This window comes from Cycloclasticus sp. (assembly GCF_019090545.1).
GTDB lineage: Bacteria > Pseudomonadota > Gammaproteobacteria > Methylococcales > Cycloclasticaceae > Cycloclasticus > Cycloclasticus pugetii.
In genome coordinates, this window is record NZ_JAHRVT010000039.1 from 15977 (window position 1) to 31760 (window position 15784).

Annotated in this window: 14 protein-coding genes; 6 read left to right on the forward strand and 8 right to left on the reverse strand. The window is 41.0% G+C overall.

The window, feature by feature from the left end:
* Positions 1–17: 17 nt before the first annotated feature.
* A complete protein-coding gene (locus tag KUG63_RS09610; RefSeq protein ID WP_015005810.1) occupies positions 18–263 on the forward strand; it encodes a GlsB/YeaQ/YmgE family stress response membrane protein in 246 nt (81 codons plus the stop codon).
* An 80-nt stretch (positions 264–343) separates the two neighbouring features.
* Positions 344–958, forward strand: coding sequence for a cation transporter (locus KUG63_RS09615; RefSeq protein ID WP_015005809.1), 615 nt, complete (start codon positions 344–346; stop codon positions 956–958).
* A gap of 175 nt (positions 959–1133) precedes the next feature.
* Here the strand turns inward: KUG63_RS09615 and KUG63_RS09620 are convergent, their stop codons facing one another.
* On the reverse strand, positions 1134–2624 hold the full coding sequence (locus KUG63_RS09620) for a flavin-containing monooxygenase (protein WP_020162101.1): 1491 nt from the start codon (positions 2622–2624) through the stop codon (positions 1134–1136).
* Positions 2625–2808: 184 nt separating this feature from the next.
* Between KUG63_RS09620 and KUG63_RS09625 the strand changes: the two genes are divergently transcribed.
* Both KUG63_RS09625 and KUG63_RS09630 read left to right on the forward strand, forming a co-directional pair.
* The gene (locus KUG63_RS09625) at positions 2809–3705 is read left to right on the forward strand and encodes an alpha/beta hydrolase (RefSeq protein ID WP_287555014.1); all 897 of its coding nucleotides are present in this window, start codon (positions 2809–2811) and stop codon (positions 3703–3705) included.
* A 284-nt stretch (positions 3706–3989) separates the two neighbouring features.
* On the forward strand, positions 3990–5318 hold the full coding sequence (locus KUG63_RS09630; RefSeq protein ID WP_016390781.1) for an LLM class flavin-dependent oxidoreductase: 1329 nt from the start codon (positions 3990–3992) through the stop codon (positions 5316–5318).
* Positions 5319–5612: 294 nt separating this feature from the next.
* Here the strand turns inward: KUG63_RS09630 and KUG63_RS09635 are convergent, their stop codons facing one another.
* From KUG63_RS09635 to KUG63_RS09660, 6 genes are read right to left on the reverse strand one after another with little or no spacing between them, the layout of a single operon-like run.
* Positions 5613–7346, reverse strand: a complete 1734-nt coding sequence (locus KUG63_RS09635) for a BatD family protein (RefSeq protein ID WP_015005805.1) — start codon at positions 7344–7346, stop codon at positions 5613–5615.
* On the reverse strand, positions 7321–9066 hold the full coding sequence (locus KUG63_RS09640) for a VWA domain-containing protein (RefSeq protein ID WP_015005804.1): 1746 nt from the start codon (positions 9064–9066) through the stop codon (positions 7321–7323). The genes KUG63_RS09635 and KUG63_RS09640 overlap by 26 nt, the downstream gene beginning before the upstream one ends.
* Positions 9063–10049 (reverse strand): vWA domain-containing protein, encoded by a 987-nt coding sequence (locus tag KUG63_RS09645; protein ID WP_015005803.1) that lies wholly within the window; start codon positions 10047–10049, stop codon positions 9063–9065. The genes KUG63_RS09640 and KUG63_RS09645 overlap by 4 nt, the downstream gene beginning before the upstream one ends.
* On the reverse strand, positions 10046–10510 hold the full coding sequence (locus tag KUG63_RS09650; protein WP_020932701.1) for a DUF4381 domain-containing protein: 465 nt from the start codon (positions 10508–10510) through the stop codon (positions 10046–10048). The genes KUG63_RS09645 and KUG63_RS09650 overlap by 4 nt, the downstream gene beginning before the upstream one ends.
* The gene (locus tag KUG63_RS09655; protein ID WP_020932702.1) at positions 10510–11400 is read right to left on the reverse strand and encodes a DUF58 domain-containing protein; all 891 of its coding nucleotides are present in this window, start codon (positions 11398–11400) and stop codon (positions 10510–10512) included. Before KUG63_RS09655 ends, KUG63_RS09650 begins: the two co-directional genes overlap by 1 nt.
* A complete protein-coding gene (locus KUG63_RS09660) occupies positions 11401–12384 on the reverse strand; it encodes an AAA family ATPase (RefSeq protein WP_287555016.1) in 984 nt (327 codons plus the stop codon).
* Positions 12385–12547: 163 nt separating this feature from the next.
* On the opposite strand from KUG63_RS09660, the gene KUG63_RS09665 reads away from it, so the two are divergent.
* The gene (locus KUG63_RS09665) at positions 12548–13729 is read left to right on the forward strand and encodes an NAD(P)/FAD-dependent oxidoreductase (protein WP_287555018.1); all 1182 of its coding nucleotides are present in this window, start codon (positions 12548–12550) and stop codon (positions 13727–13729) included.
* Between the two features lie 216 nt (positions 13730–13945).
* Positions 13946–14254, forward strand: coding sequence for a hypothetical protein (locus KUG63_RS09670; RefSeq protein WP_015005798.1), 309 nt, complete (start codon positions 13946–13948; stop codon positions 14252–14254).
* A gap of 266 nt (positions 14255–14520) precedes the next feature.
* Here the strand turns inward: KUG63_RS09670 and KUG63_RS09675 are convergent, their stop codons facing one another.
* Positions 14521–15612 carry a peptidoglycan-binding domain-containing protein gene (locus tag KUG63_RS09675; protein WP_015005797.1) on the reverse strand — a complete coding sequence of 364 codons (1092 nt, stop codon included), beginning with the start codon at positions 15610–15612 and terminating at the stop codon, positions 14521–14523.
* Between the last annotated feature and the right edge of the window lie 172 nt (positions 15613–15784).

The window sequence follows — 15784 nt, forward strand, 5'->3', positions numbered from 1 at the left end:
TATTAAGAGATAAAACAATGGACATTTTAATTTTTTTAGCCATTGGTGGCATTGCTGGTTGGTTGGCGGGCACACTGATGAAAGGTAACGGTTTTGGTTTATTAGGCAATATTGTCGTTGGTGTTATTGGCGCTGTCTTTGGTGGGTTTGTCTTTGGTTTGTTAGGTATTTCTGCGGGTGGTTTGATTGGTTCAATCATCACCGCAACTGTGGGCGCTGTATTACTGCTTTTTATTGTCGGCTCAATCAAAAAAAGAGCATAAATAATACCGGTGACTTTATGCCCACACTCAATGTTCATAATTCAATTCTACCCATGACATTCGCTCTTTAAGGTAACCATATGGGATCATGTTGCGACAATAGCTGCACACTAGATGCAAAAGAAGGTAGACAGCGTAGCACGCTAATTAAGGTGCTCTGGATAAATGCCATTATGTTCGTGGTAATAGTAGCTGCTGCCTTTTATGGTCAATCTACAGCGTTAATGTCTGACAGTTTAGATAACCTAGGCGACGCACTAACCTATGCTCTGAGTTTATTTGCAGTATCTAAAGGACCCGAACTAAAAGCCCGCATTGCACTTTTCAAAGGTGGGCTAATCTTTATTGCCGCGAGTGTTGTTATCGCCCAGATAATATATCGACTAGTAACGCCCACCCTGCCAGTTTACGAAGTAATGAGTATTTTTAGTATTGCCGGCCTACTGGCCAATGGCTTATGCCTTTTACTACTTTGGCAACATCGGCACGAGGATATAAATATGAGCTCTGTGTTTGAGTGCTCACGAAATGATATCGCATCTAACTTATCTGTTCTTTTAGCAGCCCTTGGCGTGTGGTTTTTTAATTCTGGGATTCCCGATATTATCATTGCCTCTTTCTTGGCCATTATTTTATTAAGATCGTCTGCACATGTTATAAAAGGTGCCTTGGCTGAATTATCAAACCCCACATAAAGGTTGTTTTAACTGGCCTATTTATACAAAAATAGCTAACCGTCCCTAAAGTCTAGCCCTCAAAAAAGAGCCTCATCTCAACGACTAAGGCTCAAAACAGTTTAACAAGTATTATTTAAGTATCGGCTAAAGGTTGTGAAACCTTATAGAACAGACAGCTGTCTCCACTTAATAGCTACGCTTTTTTCAAATGATAATTATTAAAGTCTGGTTGACTCATTTCTTTTGCATAACGTTGTGGTGACCACGGCCACAATAATGGCACACCGTTATCATCTAAATACCAACTTTGGCAACCTGTCGTCCAAATGGTGCCCGGGAGCGCTTCATGAACTGTTTTATAAAAATCATCAACAGCTTCTTGTTTAGGCTCAATATAATCAAAAACACCTTCCATATATTTTTGAATACATTTCATGATATAGCTGCTTTGCGTCTCGGCAATGGCAATTAATGAATAGTTCCCTATAGGGCTATTGGGGCCATTTAACATAAAAAAATTGGGGAAATTTGGAATAGTAATCGCACGAAAAGCACGCGGGCCGCTTTCCCATGCCTCGGATAATGTTGTGTTATTCGTGCCTTGCATGGTCATCGGGCGCATAAAAGCAAAACCATCAAACCCTGTCGCTTGTACGATAAGATCAAGCTCATGCAAGACGCCATCTTTAGTACGGATACCTTTTGCTTCAATTTTATCGATGCCTTCTGTCACTAAGTCAACGTTCGGTTTTTGAATGGCTGGATAAAAGCTGGTGGACATCACAAGGCGCTTACAGCCAGGTTCATAATTAGGCGTTAACTTAGCGCGCAACACAGGGTCTTTCACATGATTTAAATTCCATTCGCACAACTTATTGAGTATTGAACGATTCCAACCAGGCTTAACCGTTGCAACACCGACTGTTCTTTCTTGCATAAACTTATAAAGCCGGTAAAGAGACTTCCCAAGAACAGGAAACCGTTTAACCGAACGAATCCACAGTTTAGAATAAGCCTTATCAGGAATCGGGAAAATCCATTGCGGCGTACGTTGAAATAAAGTCAACTTTTTAGCAACCTTAGATAAAGGATCGATCATTTGGGTGCCTGTTGACCCCCCGCCAATCACACCAATCCTTTTACCTGATAACTCAACGTCATGATTCCAGCGTGCCGTATGAAAAACATCGCCTTCGAAGTCCTCAATACCTTCAAATTTAGGTTCGTTGATCTTATGTAACACCCCAGTTGCCGCCACAATAAAGTCAGCGGTATCTGTTTTTCCACTGGCCGTTTCAACATGCCATTGCCCATCTTTGTGCTGGGTATTGGTTATTTCTTCATTAAAGGTTGTGTAACTTGCCAATTGGTACTTTTCAAAAACTCGCTCAAAATAGGCTTGAATTTCTGAACCCGGGGGAAAACGCCGCGTCCAATGTGGGTTAGGCTCGAAGCTGTACGTATAAAAATAAGATGGTATATCACATGCAATTCCAGGATAGGTGTTTTCACGCCAGGTGCCACCTATAGTGCTACGTTTTTCATAAATACTAAAATTTGTTAGCCCCGCCTTTAGTAAGTTAATGCCCATTAAGATACCCGACATACCGGCACCCATAATAATCACCCGTGGTTCCTTAACGCCTCCATCCTTTAACGCTTTAATTGTTTTTATCGTTGACATGCCTAGCCCTTAGTTATTGTTTTAATTCTTATATTACAAATTCTAACACTCATTATAAAAACTTTTTTAGCTAATGATATTAAATATTAGCAAAAAGTTATACGCTTACTAAAATGATGAAGAATATCTGATGAATACTACGTAGTGGTTTATGGTTTACTATCAATAAATAAAGGAGGCAATAATGGCAAGCATACGAAGTCAGTTATTAGCGAAGGTTTTGCGAATGACCATTAAAAGGAAATTCACAGCCAGTCGTAATTTGGTTCAAGAACGCGATAACATGGACAAGTTAGCAGTCATGAGCGTCAAACCGGAACGAGGGCGAGTGACTACCTTAGGGGGTGTTCCCGGCGAATGGCATGAAGCGCAATTAGGCAGTAAAGAAACGACTATTTTATATTTGCATGGTGGTGGCTACGTGGTTGGATCGCCTACCAGCCATAGAGGCTTGGCAGCCATGTTAGCTAATTTAGCTCAAGCAAGGGTATTTGTTTTAGATTACCGTTTAGCACCAGAAGCCCCCTTCCCAGCTGCACTGGACGATGCAGTGTCTGCATATAAAGCCTTGTTAGATGACAGCAAAGATCCGAAAAAAATTGTTATTGCAGGTGATTCAGCCGGTGGAGGGCTTACTATTTCACTGATGCTTGCCTTAAAAGAGCAGTCCATCCCATTACCGGCTACAGGTATCTGCCTGTCTCCTTGGGTCGACTTAAGCTTTTCTGGTGACTCGATGCAAACGAATGCCAAGGCAGATGCAATTTTATGTAAGGAATCCTTAACATGGTTAGCTGATCAATACCTTGGTGATGTAGCCGCGGATGACCGACGAGTTTCACCTCTTTTTGCCGAGCTAAACGGACTCCCTCCCCTATTAATTCAAGTTGGCAGTGATGAGGTATTACTGGACGATGCCGTCCGTTTGAACAAATTTGCAAAAAAAGCAGGTGTCGATACAACGCTTGAAGTTTGGCATGGCCAAGTTCATGTCTGGCAGTTAATGTCCAGATTGATTCCAGAAGCGCACCAAGCCATTCATTCGATAGGGACTTTTATCAAAACCCATATAGATGATTAAAGGGCTAATTATTAACGTAACGTCATTAATAAAACGACTCAACTATGTGCCATTTAAACGAGCTACGAGTAATTAATGACAGACATTTATATAGCTTTTGTATGGACTATTCCCACTTTTATGGTTTATATATAGGGCAGTTCAAACGTTAGATTCAACGCATATAAAAATATAATAACAATAAAAAATTTTCTCAGAACACCAATAAAAGCTCGAAGTAGCTTAATTGGAAAGAACCTCCAAACCTAAAATAAAAACTTAATACTACAAAGAATGAGGCAACGATGAGTACAAAAAAACAGTTACACTTTGGGGCTTTTATGCGCCCAGCCAGCATCCATAGTTGCAGTTGGCGCTACCCTGATGCATTTTCAGATGCAAACTTTAACTTTAAACACCATATTCGTTTTGCACAAACCCTAGAGAAAGGGCTTTTTGATGCCATCTTTATGGCGGACCACGTTTCATTGTTAAACATGCCCGATGAGGCATTAAAACGAAGTGCAACTGTTGTATCCCTTGAACCTCTAACCCTACTGCCTGCGCTTGCTGCCGTTACAGAACATATAGGCCTAATTGCTACCGCATCCACAACCTACAACCAGCCTTACCATATTGCACGAAAATTCGCTTCACTAGACCACATCAGTGAAGGACGAGCTGGCTGGAATGTTGTGACCTCTTCTAATCCGTTAGAAGCCCTTAATTTTGGTTTACCAGAAGCAGTAGAACACGACGAGCGCTATAAACGCGGACGAGAGTGTTATGAGGTGGTAACCAAACTATGGGATAGCTGGGAAGATGACGCTATTCTTAGAAACACTGAAACGGGCATATTTGCAGACCTTGATAAATTGCACCCACCTAAACATAAAGGTGAGTTTTATGCTGTTGAAGGTGCTTTAAATGTAGCACGTCCGGTTCAGGGTTGGCCTCTTATAGTCCAAGCTGGTGCCTCTGAAGCAGGACGCCAGTTTGCCTCAGAAGTAGCAGAAATGGTCTTTTCAGCCGCTAGTACACTAAGTACCGCACAAGAATATTATGCCGATATAAAATCACGCGCTAAAGCCTACGGAAGAAACCCAGATCACCTTAAAGTTTTCCCTGGTTGCTTTGTTATTATTGGTGATACCTTAGAGGAAGCAAAAAATAAAAAACGTCAACTAGATAGCATGGTTGACCCTAGCACAGGCATGGGCTCTTTATCCATTTTGTTAGGATGTGATGCTAGCAAGTTTGATCTTGATGGCCCTCTTCCTGAAATACCCGAAACCAACGCAGTTAAATCTGGTCGTCAAAAACTTGTTGATATGGCAAAAGAAGACAATATGACTGTACGCGAATTAGCCCAATATGTTGGCGGCTCTTATGGCTGTTTAGAAATGTTAGGAACCGTCTCAATGATAGCGGACCAAATGGAAGAGTGGCTAAATTCTAATGCCTGTGATGGTTTTAATATCATGTTTCCTTACCTACCTCAGGGCATAGATGATTTTGTTGATAAACTAGTCCCAGAACTACAAAGACGTGGCGTCTATCGAACCAGCTACGAAGGTAATACCTTACGTGAAAACCTTGGCTTACCAAGACCAAAAAATCAGTACTGTGATTGAATCTTTCATCCAACGTTAATACCTTGTTAAGCCGTTAAATTTAGACTGATGAGTCAACAATATAAAGGCCCCGTCTGGGGCCTTTTTTATAGCAGATAATTTAATTAGAGCCGCAGTCTGGTTAAGCTGCAAAAGTGGTTAAGTTGTAAGTAATTTAACTTTATACACGCTCATTTAAACTTAGCCTTGCCTTAATTCAGTCAACAAATTTTCTAAATTTTAACAATAAATAAATATAATATATTACATTACAAAAATCTTTTAACTATATGATAAATATTTAATTTATTAGACCTATAGTTTATGAAGCGGTTCTAAACCCTCGGCTTTTTTATCTCTTTTTTGCAAGCGCTGACTATGTTCATTAACCAAGCCTGCCAAATCCTCACCTTTCCATTCAATATCATTGTTTGAATACAGCGCCTGATTAAGCTGTTCAATTTCTGCTTGTAATTCTTTGCTGCAATACCGGCTTATTTGATCAAGTTCTTTGCTGTTAAATTGTACAAAGCCCCAAGTTATTAACGCCTTTTTTGACTCTTTAGGATCATTCGCTTTACAGGCTTGTTGCAGGTCTTTAATCGCTTTTTTCACTGAGCTATTTTCTTCGTCTATTGAAGAGCTTGAAGAACGTCTAAACCGTCCCTTTATAACCACCCACACAAGAGTAATTAACCAAGCTATTGCAAATATAATAGCTAACCATTTCCAATAATGCTCTGTGGTATTAACCGTTGCTGCCTGATCAAGCCTGTCTATCTCAGTAACTAATTTTTGATTAGGCTCTGTGGCTATAACCTGCGGTATTTCGACCGATTCAAGCGCAACGGCAGTAATGGTCATTTCTGGAATAACGGCTGTTTCAATACGCCCTGTTATTGTATTGAACCAAGGCACCTCTATAGCGGGTAATGTATAGTCCCCAGCCTTAGCAGGAATAATAGCTGCTTTTTGTTCTCTCAACGCTATAACGCCGTCTTCTTCGCTTTGGATTCTTAACAAGGGCTGATCTGGATACACTTTAAGCTGCGAAGACGCTGTATCAGTATTTAACTCTGGTAGTTGACTGGCCGTTACACCTCTCGCCAACATTGTTAACGTTCTAGTTAACGGCTCCCCTACTGTTACGCTTAACTCGTCGTTTGACCAAGTTTGTTGTAAATGAACACTTTTGGCAGCCAACCAATGCTCACCTGTAAAGCTTGCTGGCGCAGGTTGCACATCAACATTAACTGCTTTTGATTGAACCCGTTTAGTTTTTGTACGTTGAGTATTAAACAGACTGCCATTCCATGACCGACCGGCACCGGTAACCACTTGTGCTGTTAATACCGTGGGTGGAATTGTTAATGGCCCGCTTTGTTGAGGAAAAATGGCATATTTACGTTCGAAAACCGAATAATTAACCCCATTTAACTGCTTGTTATACTGCTTATCTTCACCTATTTTTTCAACGATGGCATTGTCGATTGTTGGTTCAGAAAGTGATGCTTTTGAAATTTGCACACGCTGGAATAAACGTACGGTATACAATAATTGAGACTGAACATAAGGCTGCTCTGGCGAAACCTCTACTTGTAAATATAGGTCATCATCAATGTCCACTTTATCGCTTGTGCTGTTTGCTAAAACCGTAATGCTCAGCGCTTTTGATACATCATCACCAAATGATATAGCCGGAATTTGTTGTGGACCGGTCTGTTTTGCCATGACATCTAAGGTCCAAGAAATAGACTTTGTTGATCGGCCATTAACCCAAGAAGATTGACTGCTTTTTTGTTGATTTAACACCTCAAACTTATCATCCAATGGGCTAAAGTCCGGATCATCATCAGGCGACTCCTCCATACTAAAAATTAACTTAAAAGATTCGTTAATACTGACTGGATTTCTATCAACAGAGACATTTATATCAAGCGCAATACTATGCGTGCTAACTAGAAAAACTGATATTAAAACAAAGTATTTCAACAGGTTATTTTTCATCATTGCTGCCTTTTTCTTAACGTTGTAGCTGTCGTTGACCATATTGATACTTAAATTTTCGTTTTAATAATGCCGCAGGGTCATCTTGAATACGTTTTAACCATTGCTCAGCCGCTTGTTGTTCTTCATTAGAAAGCTCTGCCGTTGCCGCTTGCTGCTGCTCACCCACCTCTTTACTGTCGTTCGGCCTGCTTTCCTCCTCGGTATTTTCTGCAGACGATTCCTGATTAGCTGACGTTGATGACTCAGCAGCCTGATCTTGCGCTGCCTCTTTAGACTCGTTGGACGAATCGTCCTTATTATCGGCTGGTTGTGTATTGGATAGCTGATCTGCTTGTTCGGCGTTTTTAGAGTTACCCTCTCCCTCTTGCTGTTTGTCTTGACCTTGATCACCTTTAGGCTGTGATTTGTTTTGAGCCTCTTCAATCAGTTTCAAATTATGTAGTGCATCTTCATTATCAGGGTTTAATTTTAACGATTGCTCATACGCCTGTTTTGCTTCATTTAATTGACCCGATTTTGCTAGGCTATTGCCTTTGTTATACAGACTCTCTGCTGTTTCAATTCCTTCAAGTTGCTCTACAGCTTGTTGGTACTCACCTGCTTTATATTGAGCCGCTGCTTTCCACTCTGGTGAGGTGAATTTTTCTGCTGCTTGCTGAAACTTTTTTTCTTCAAATAGCTGTTTTGCTTGCTGATTTTTATTCAACCAAAGCGCGTCCCATTCCACCGCATAACTGTTTTCGGCCAGTGGCATAATAATAAAAACCAACCCTATTAGTAGCCCTTTCCTAAAACCAAAGGCAGCCAATGGCAAGACCAACAATAGCAACCAAACGCCCCTATCATTCCATTGCTCAATCAGTCCATTATTATCATTAGCAAGTTCATCTAACACCGGCCGTTCTAGGCTAGATAACATTGCTTTAATATCACTATCATCAGCCGTCATTGTTCCGTAGTGCCCGCCTGAACGGCTCGCTAACGATGCAAGTTCTTTAGCGTTTAATTTGGCAATAATAATATTCCCTTGATTATCTTTTAAGAAACCACCACCAGCTTGTTTAACCGGGCCACCAGCAGCTGTTCCAACCCCCAAAATAGAGACAACATAATCGCCCAGCTCTTTTTCTAATGTTTTTGCCGGTTGCTTAATACCATCGGTTATAAGAAAAATATTACCCTGCTTTTGACCGGCTTGTTGTAAAAGATTAACGGCCAACGTTAAAGCCGCTTGTGTATCTTTACCTTGCCGTGGCATTAAACTGCTTTCTAAGGCATTCAGCTGGTTCTCAATCGTTGCCACATCGCTAGTTAATGGCGTAACGGTAAACGCATCTGCTGAATACACCACCAAGGCCGTCAGTCCGTCTTTTCTTTGTCTTAAAATATCTGCAATTTTATAGCGGGCACGCACTAAACGGCTGGGTTTTATATCAGTCGCATTCATGGTTTGCGAAAGGTCTAAGGCAATAACCAACGCCGCATCATTACGAAATGCAGGTGTTTCTAAGCGTTCCCATGTTGGGCCTGCCAGTGCAACAATTGATAATAAAACGGCCATTGATAAAGCCCCGACTACCCAATAACTTTTAGACGATTGTTTATCTTCTAAAATAAACGGCAATAAGGCTGCATCACACACATCGGCCCATTCACCTTTAGCCAGTGTGTTTTTAACCGATACAAACATTAAAGCCAGCGCCGGAATCAACGCCAATAAAAAATAAGGTCTTATAAAATGAAAGTCTGCCCAGTTCATATAAGCCTCAAACGAATCACAGTAATAATGCCCAATAACAATAAACTTAGCGCTAATGGCCAAGGGTATAGTTCACTCATGGGGCGATAAAATTGCTTATTTTTCTCAACAGGTTCTAGTTGATCTAACAGCTCATATATCTGCTCTAGCTCTTCTTTGCTGCGCGCACGAAAATATTGACCATTTGTTGCCTCTGCAATGGCCGTAAGGGTTTTTTCATCAAGATCACGTGATGGATTAACTTTACGGTTACCAAAAAAACTGCGTACCAACATTTCATCTGCACCAATCCCAATGGTATAAATTTTAAGTTGCTGGTCAGCTGCCAATTTTGCAGCTTGAAGGGGGGTAATTTCACCCGCTGTATTCGCTCCATCTGTTAGCAGAACTAGCACTCGACTGTTTGCTTGCTCATCCTTCAAATGTTTAACAGCTAAACCAATTGCATCCCCAATAGAGGTTGCCGGCTCATCATCAGTAATACCAATAAATGCTTCGTCTAATAACGTTGCAACTGTCTTACGGTCAAAGGTTAAAGGTGTTTGCAAATAGGCTGTAGTGCCAAACAATATTAACCCTAACCGATCGCCGATGCGTCGCTCAATAAAGTCTGTTGCCACATATTTGGTAGCTGTTAAGCGATCCACACGGGTGTTTTCAATAACAAAATCTTCCTCTTTCATACTGCCAGATACATCTACCGCCAGCATTAAGTCACGTCCACTCACTGCTTGTTCAATAGGCTCACCCAGCCATTGTGGTCGAGCAGACGCCAACACTAATAACACCCACGCGATAACAGCCAACCACAAAAGCCAAGGCTGTTTTGCTGAGCTATACCGTGCCTTAGCCTCACCAAAATCTTCTATAAAAGGGATTTTTAGGGCCGCTTGTGTATCTGCTGTATAAGCCGGCAAAAGCCAGCGGTATAGCAATGGCAACGGTAATAATAAAAATAATTGAGGCCACTCGATATGAATCATTGGTGTTGCCTCTTTAACCAACATTCACACAATTCAATTAAGTCATCTATTTCTATGTCTTCTGGCGCTGTCTGCCGATAAGGCGCTTCAGATAAATAACGTCCTATACCGGTACTAAATGGCGTACCGTCTACCGATTGATCTAGATACTCCAACCAGTCTTTACCCGTTAAACCTGCCGTCTTATTGCGCGGATTCACACTGATAGAAACACGACGCAGACACATAGATAATTGTTTAAGTGTGTTTAATTCATCGTTGTATTTGGATTGCTTTATATCAACCAATAAGGCTGATGCTGCTTTAATCGCCGTACGACGTGTTAATTTTTTATACAACCACCAAGCACAAACCAAAGCCACAACAACAACCAGTAAAACAAGCCACCAACCTAAAGCAGGTGGCCACCAGCTAACCTCAGCGGGTAAATGAATGTCTTTTAAGGGCAGTGCTTCATTCATTAACTTAACACCTCATATGGATCATCAACGGTGCTACATTCAAGCAGTGAAATTCGCCATTTTTTACACAATGTTGTTAACTGTTGTTGCCTGTTTTTAAAATGTTGTTGATAGGCTAATACCCGCTGGTTATCGCCAGTATCCAGTACTGTTTCCTGTTTACCATTAGTAAAACGATAGCACCCTCTGCTTGGCAAATAGCTTTCTAGCGGATCATAAATATGTACTAATTGAAGTTCGCAGTGTTTAGCTAATTTAGATAACTGTTTTTCAACATGATTATTTAAGCCACGAAAATCACTAACAATATATACCAAGCTACCAGGTCTGGCATGTTGCATTAAGCGGTTAAGAATTTGCTCTAACGAGAAAGACTCTGTTATCGATAATGTAGGTTTAACCAACGCATTTAAAAAATGTAAAACAGCTGAGCGGCCATTGGCTGGCTTTAACTCTTGGCAACCGTGCTGATTAAAAACCTGACCGCCTACTCTATCGCCATTTAACTGAGCAGCCCACGCTACTAAGGCAGCCACTTTAGACGCTTGTACCGATTTGAACACACCGCGTGTTGCAAAATTCATAGTGGGTCGTAAATCAACAGAAATAAAAATGGGTCGTTCACGTTCTTCACGAAATATTTTGCTGTGTGTTTTATTCGTACGAGCAGTCACTCGCCAGTCAATACTACGGATATCATCCCCTGCTTGATACAAACGCACTTCATCAAACTCCATTCCACGGCCTTTAAAACGTGACACATACCCGCCATTTTGGGCCGACTGTATACGATGCCGACGAGTTTTTAACAGCCCCGCCTTTTTCGCTAAATCGACCATGGGTTTTAACTGAACAGAAACCCGTTCGTTTTGTAAAACAGCCTGCTTCATTTAAGGCACAGCAACTCTATTAATTAATTCTTTAATAAACCTATCGGCTGTAATGCCCTCTGCTTCGGCTTCATAAGACATAATTAAACGATGTCGTAATACATCGTAGGCAATATTTTGAATATCTTCCGGGGTAACAAAATCACGTTGATTCAACCACGCTTTGGCTCTAGAACAACGGTCAAGCGCAATGCTCGCTCTTGGACTAGCCCCGTATTGAACCCAAGCAGCTAGATCATCACCATAAGCAGCCGGTTCACGTGTTGCTAATATCAATTGCAACAGATAATCTTCCAGTTCGTCACTCATATACACGTCTAATATTTCCTGACGTGCTGCAAATAACTGTTGCTGTGTTATCGGCTCGCTTGTTGCTTTTTTAGTATCACCGCCTTTTTCCTCGCGGCGGGCTAAATGTAAAATCTCTTTTTCATGTACTGCCTTAGGGTAATCTATTTTTACATGCAGTAAAAACCGGTCTAGTTGTGCCTCAGGCAAAGGATAAGTGCCTTCTTGTTCCAATGGGTTTTGCGTAGCCATTACCATAAATAAACTGGGCAATTGATAACTGGCACCACCAACAGTAATTTGTCGTTCTGCCATAGCTTCTAATAAAGCGGCTTGAACTTTTGCAGGCGCACGGTTTATTTCATCCGCTAATACTAGATTATGAAATAAAGGCCCTTTTTGAAACTCAAACGTACCCTTCTGTGGTCGATAAATATCCGTACCGGTTAAATCTGAGGGCAATAAATCTGGTGTAAACTGAACCCGGTGAAAGTCTGCTTCAATCCCTTTACTCAACACATTAATGGCACGCGTTTTAGCAAGCCCAGGAGCCCCTTCAACTAATATATGGCCATCTGCTAACAAGGCAACTAACATTCTTTCTACTAATACGTCTTGGCCAATAATCTGCTTGCTGATCGTCTCTTTAAGTTGCTGAATAGCCGCTTTAGAATCGCGTAAACTACTTTCTACCATGGTTTATTTATCCTTTTTAATGCTGAGTTTTATACAATAGTGCGTTTACCGGACCCAATATTTATTTCTAATCCGTTATAAACATTGGGGGCAACCATCTCATGATTCAACCACCAACATTACAAATGTTCTCCATTTTAACTAAACCTTTCTATTCGCATCGATGAATAAACCCATCGATGTTCTTATTATTGGTGCTAGCGCTTCTGGTTTAATGTGTGCAATAGAAGCCGGCAAACGTGGCCGCAATGTGGTGGTATTAGACCATGCAAATAAGGCGGGTAGAAAAATACTCATGTCCGGTGGTGGGCGCTGTAACTTCACCAATATGGATATCAGTGCAGATAATTATATTTCCCATAATCCGCACTTTTGTAAATCAGCACTTAGTCGATACACACAATGGGATTTTATTGCGCTTGTGTGCGACTACAACATCCCCTATCACGAACGTAGCCACGGGCAATTATTTTGTGATGATAGTGCTAAAGACATTCTCAATATGTTGCTATCAGAATGTGCTCATGCAGGGGTAGACATTCGCCTTAATTGCAGTATAGAAAACATTCACAAAGAAAATGACCGCTATATCATCAACACATCTCTAGACGATTACAGTGCAGAATCGGTCGTTATTGCCACCGGTGGTTTATCCATCCCTAAAATGGGCGCAACAGGCTTTGGTTATAACATAGCCAAACGTTTTGGGCATACTGTTCACCCAACGACTGCAGGGCTAGTACCGTTTACCCTACAACCGGACGATAAAGCTTGGCTAGCCGAGCTTTCTGGCATTGCCATAGAGTGCGTGGTGAGTAATGAGCGCAACAGCTTTAGAGAAAATATCCTACTAACCCATCGTGGTTTAAGCGGCCCAGCCATTTTACAAATATCATCGTACTGGCACGCTGGCGAAACGCTCAGCATTAATCTACTGCCCGATGTAGACATAGAAACACTTCTAAAAACAAAGCAACAAACACAAGCAAAAACACATTTAAAAACCATATTGGCTGAACATTTACCGAAACGATTTATCGCCGCCTTACTTGATGAACAACTCCTAAACCAACCGCTGCAATCCATCTCGCACGATCGCTTTAAAACTATTAGCAAGCAACTACACCAATGGCAAATAAAACCCAACAGCACCGAAGGCTATAGAACCGCAGAGGTAACACTGGGTGGCGTTAATTGTGATGAGTTATCTTCAAAAACCATGGAATCAAATTACTCAACAGGGTTATATTTTGTGGGCGAAGTAGTCGATGTTACCGGCTGGCTGGGCGGTTATAACTTTCAGTGGGCTTGGTCTTCAGGTTGGTGTGCAGGGCAAGTGGTTTAAAACCACTTCTTATTTTGATTAGTTTATTTTAAACATTGATCCCTTTGAGTAAACACCCTAAACTCTGAGTTAAGGGTATTTGGTGCACATGGTAATACCCATATTTATGTCTTTAATATCAAAATACATGGAAGTACTATCCGCATAGAGCAAGTAATACGCGGATAATTGGTTTTGCTTATTAACACTGTTAGGTGAATCAAAAAGGAGAAAAGAATGGAACTCGAAGTAACTTGGAAACGAGCAGCAAAAGTATGGTGGGCGTATCTCTGGAGAAATATCATTGCAATCATAGTTGCAATGATAATTGGGGGTGTCATCGGCTTTATTATTGGATTCATACTAGCAATTGTGGGAGTTTCTAGTCAAACCATACAATTTATTACAACACTAATCGGCATGATAATAGGACTACTAATTTCTATCGTACCAGTCAAGATGATTTTGGCTAAAGATTATGGGGAGTTTAGGTTGGTGCTCTTACAAACCAACCCAGCAGAGCAATCACTTAACAAGGCAAATTAACTCGGGCTGCCAAAAGCTGCGCCGCTTCGCTCTGCATCTTTTGGCATCTGCTTATTGGCTTCGTTAGCTTTTCAGGAGAGTTATGAGTAACTTTAAATGTACTGTGGAAATATTAAGCTCTTTGTATCACTTATAGCTATAACTACAGTATTAATAAGGGAGATATAAACGGTTTACAGACAAACCCCATATAGCCTGATCCATTGATTTTAGAAAGGTATAAAAAAACCCGCCGTAGCGGGTTTTTTATCGTTAATATTACATTGTTATTTTACAGATACACCTAACGCCTTTACTGTTTCAACATTCAGATACTTATCGACGGGTAGTTTATTAGCTGATTGAAATGCATTAACTGCAGCGATTGTTTCTGCACCAATCACGCCATCAATTCTGCCAGGGTTGAAGCCTTTTGCTTTTAACGCAGATTGAATTTTTGAAATACGACCTTGAGTCATGTTGGTTTCACATAAGATAGAGCGCCATTGCATAAAGCCATCGATAACTAACTCTTGGTGAGTAACTGTTTTATATGTCGCAGGAATGGCGATTCGTTTTTCAGTTGCTGGTGAAGCTAGTTTACGTACTTTAATCGTTTTAAACTGTGCAGGAATGGTAACTTCACGAGTTGTTGCAGGTGTTTTAACAACTTGTCTAGTTACTGTTTTAAACGTAGCAGGCGTTTTTGTTAAACATACCTTTTGTCCTGTTCGTGAAGAAGTAGGATGCTTTTTATTATGAATCTCATGCCAAGTGAACGTTGCAGCAGTCACTTGATTTGTTTTTGTTAGCGTATCGTATTTTGCAGGTATTGCTGTACGTAATTCTGATGCTGGTTTAACCACTTCTTGGACCGAGGCAGTTTTATACTGAGCAGGAATCTCAACCGTTTTAGTGGTGGCTGGTGTTGCAAGTACACTCTTGCTGACTGTTTTATATTCTGCAGGTACTTCAACTAAGCACATAATCTCACCGGTGGCAGAATCAATACGCTGGATTGGGCCAGTGCCTTTCTTCCAGATGATGTGTGCAGGCTTAACAAGTACTTTTTCTGATACAGTTTTAAAGATAGCAGGTACTTGAATGATTTTGCTTGACGCTTCACTAACAAGAACGGTTTTTTCAACGGTACGGTAGGTTGTTGGAATTGTTTTAACTGTTTCAGATGCCTCTGCTGTTAAAACTTGCTCTGTCAAATTTTCAAACTTAGCTGGTAGTGTATGTTCATGGAAGCACATACCAGGCGTTGCAGAGTCAAGATCAGCACCGTATTTTTTTGCTAATGCTAAAAGCTCGCTACTAGCTGGTGTTGAATTGTTGCTGTGGTCTAATCTCCAAACAAGCTGTTCGTCACTCATTTTTATTTTATCAGACTCTGTACCGTATACGGCCGGTACAGCAACAAGTTTGCTTGAAGCTGGGCTGACCTCAACGGTCTCTGTGGCCCACTCATATTAATATGCGGGAATCAACGTATAGCAAATTCTTCAATTATTCCCCCGTTCAAACCACCCTGCTTCTAATACCTAT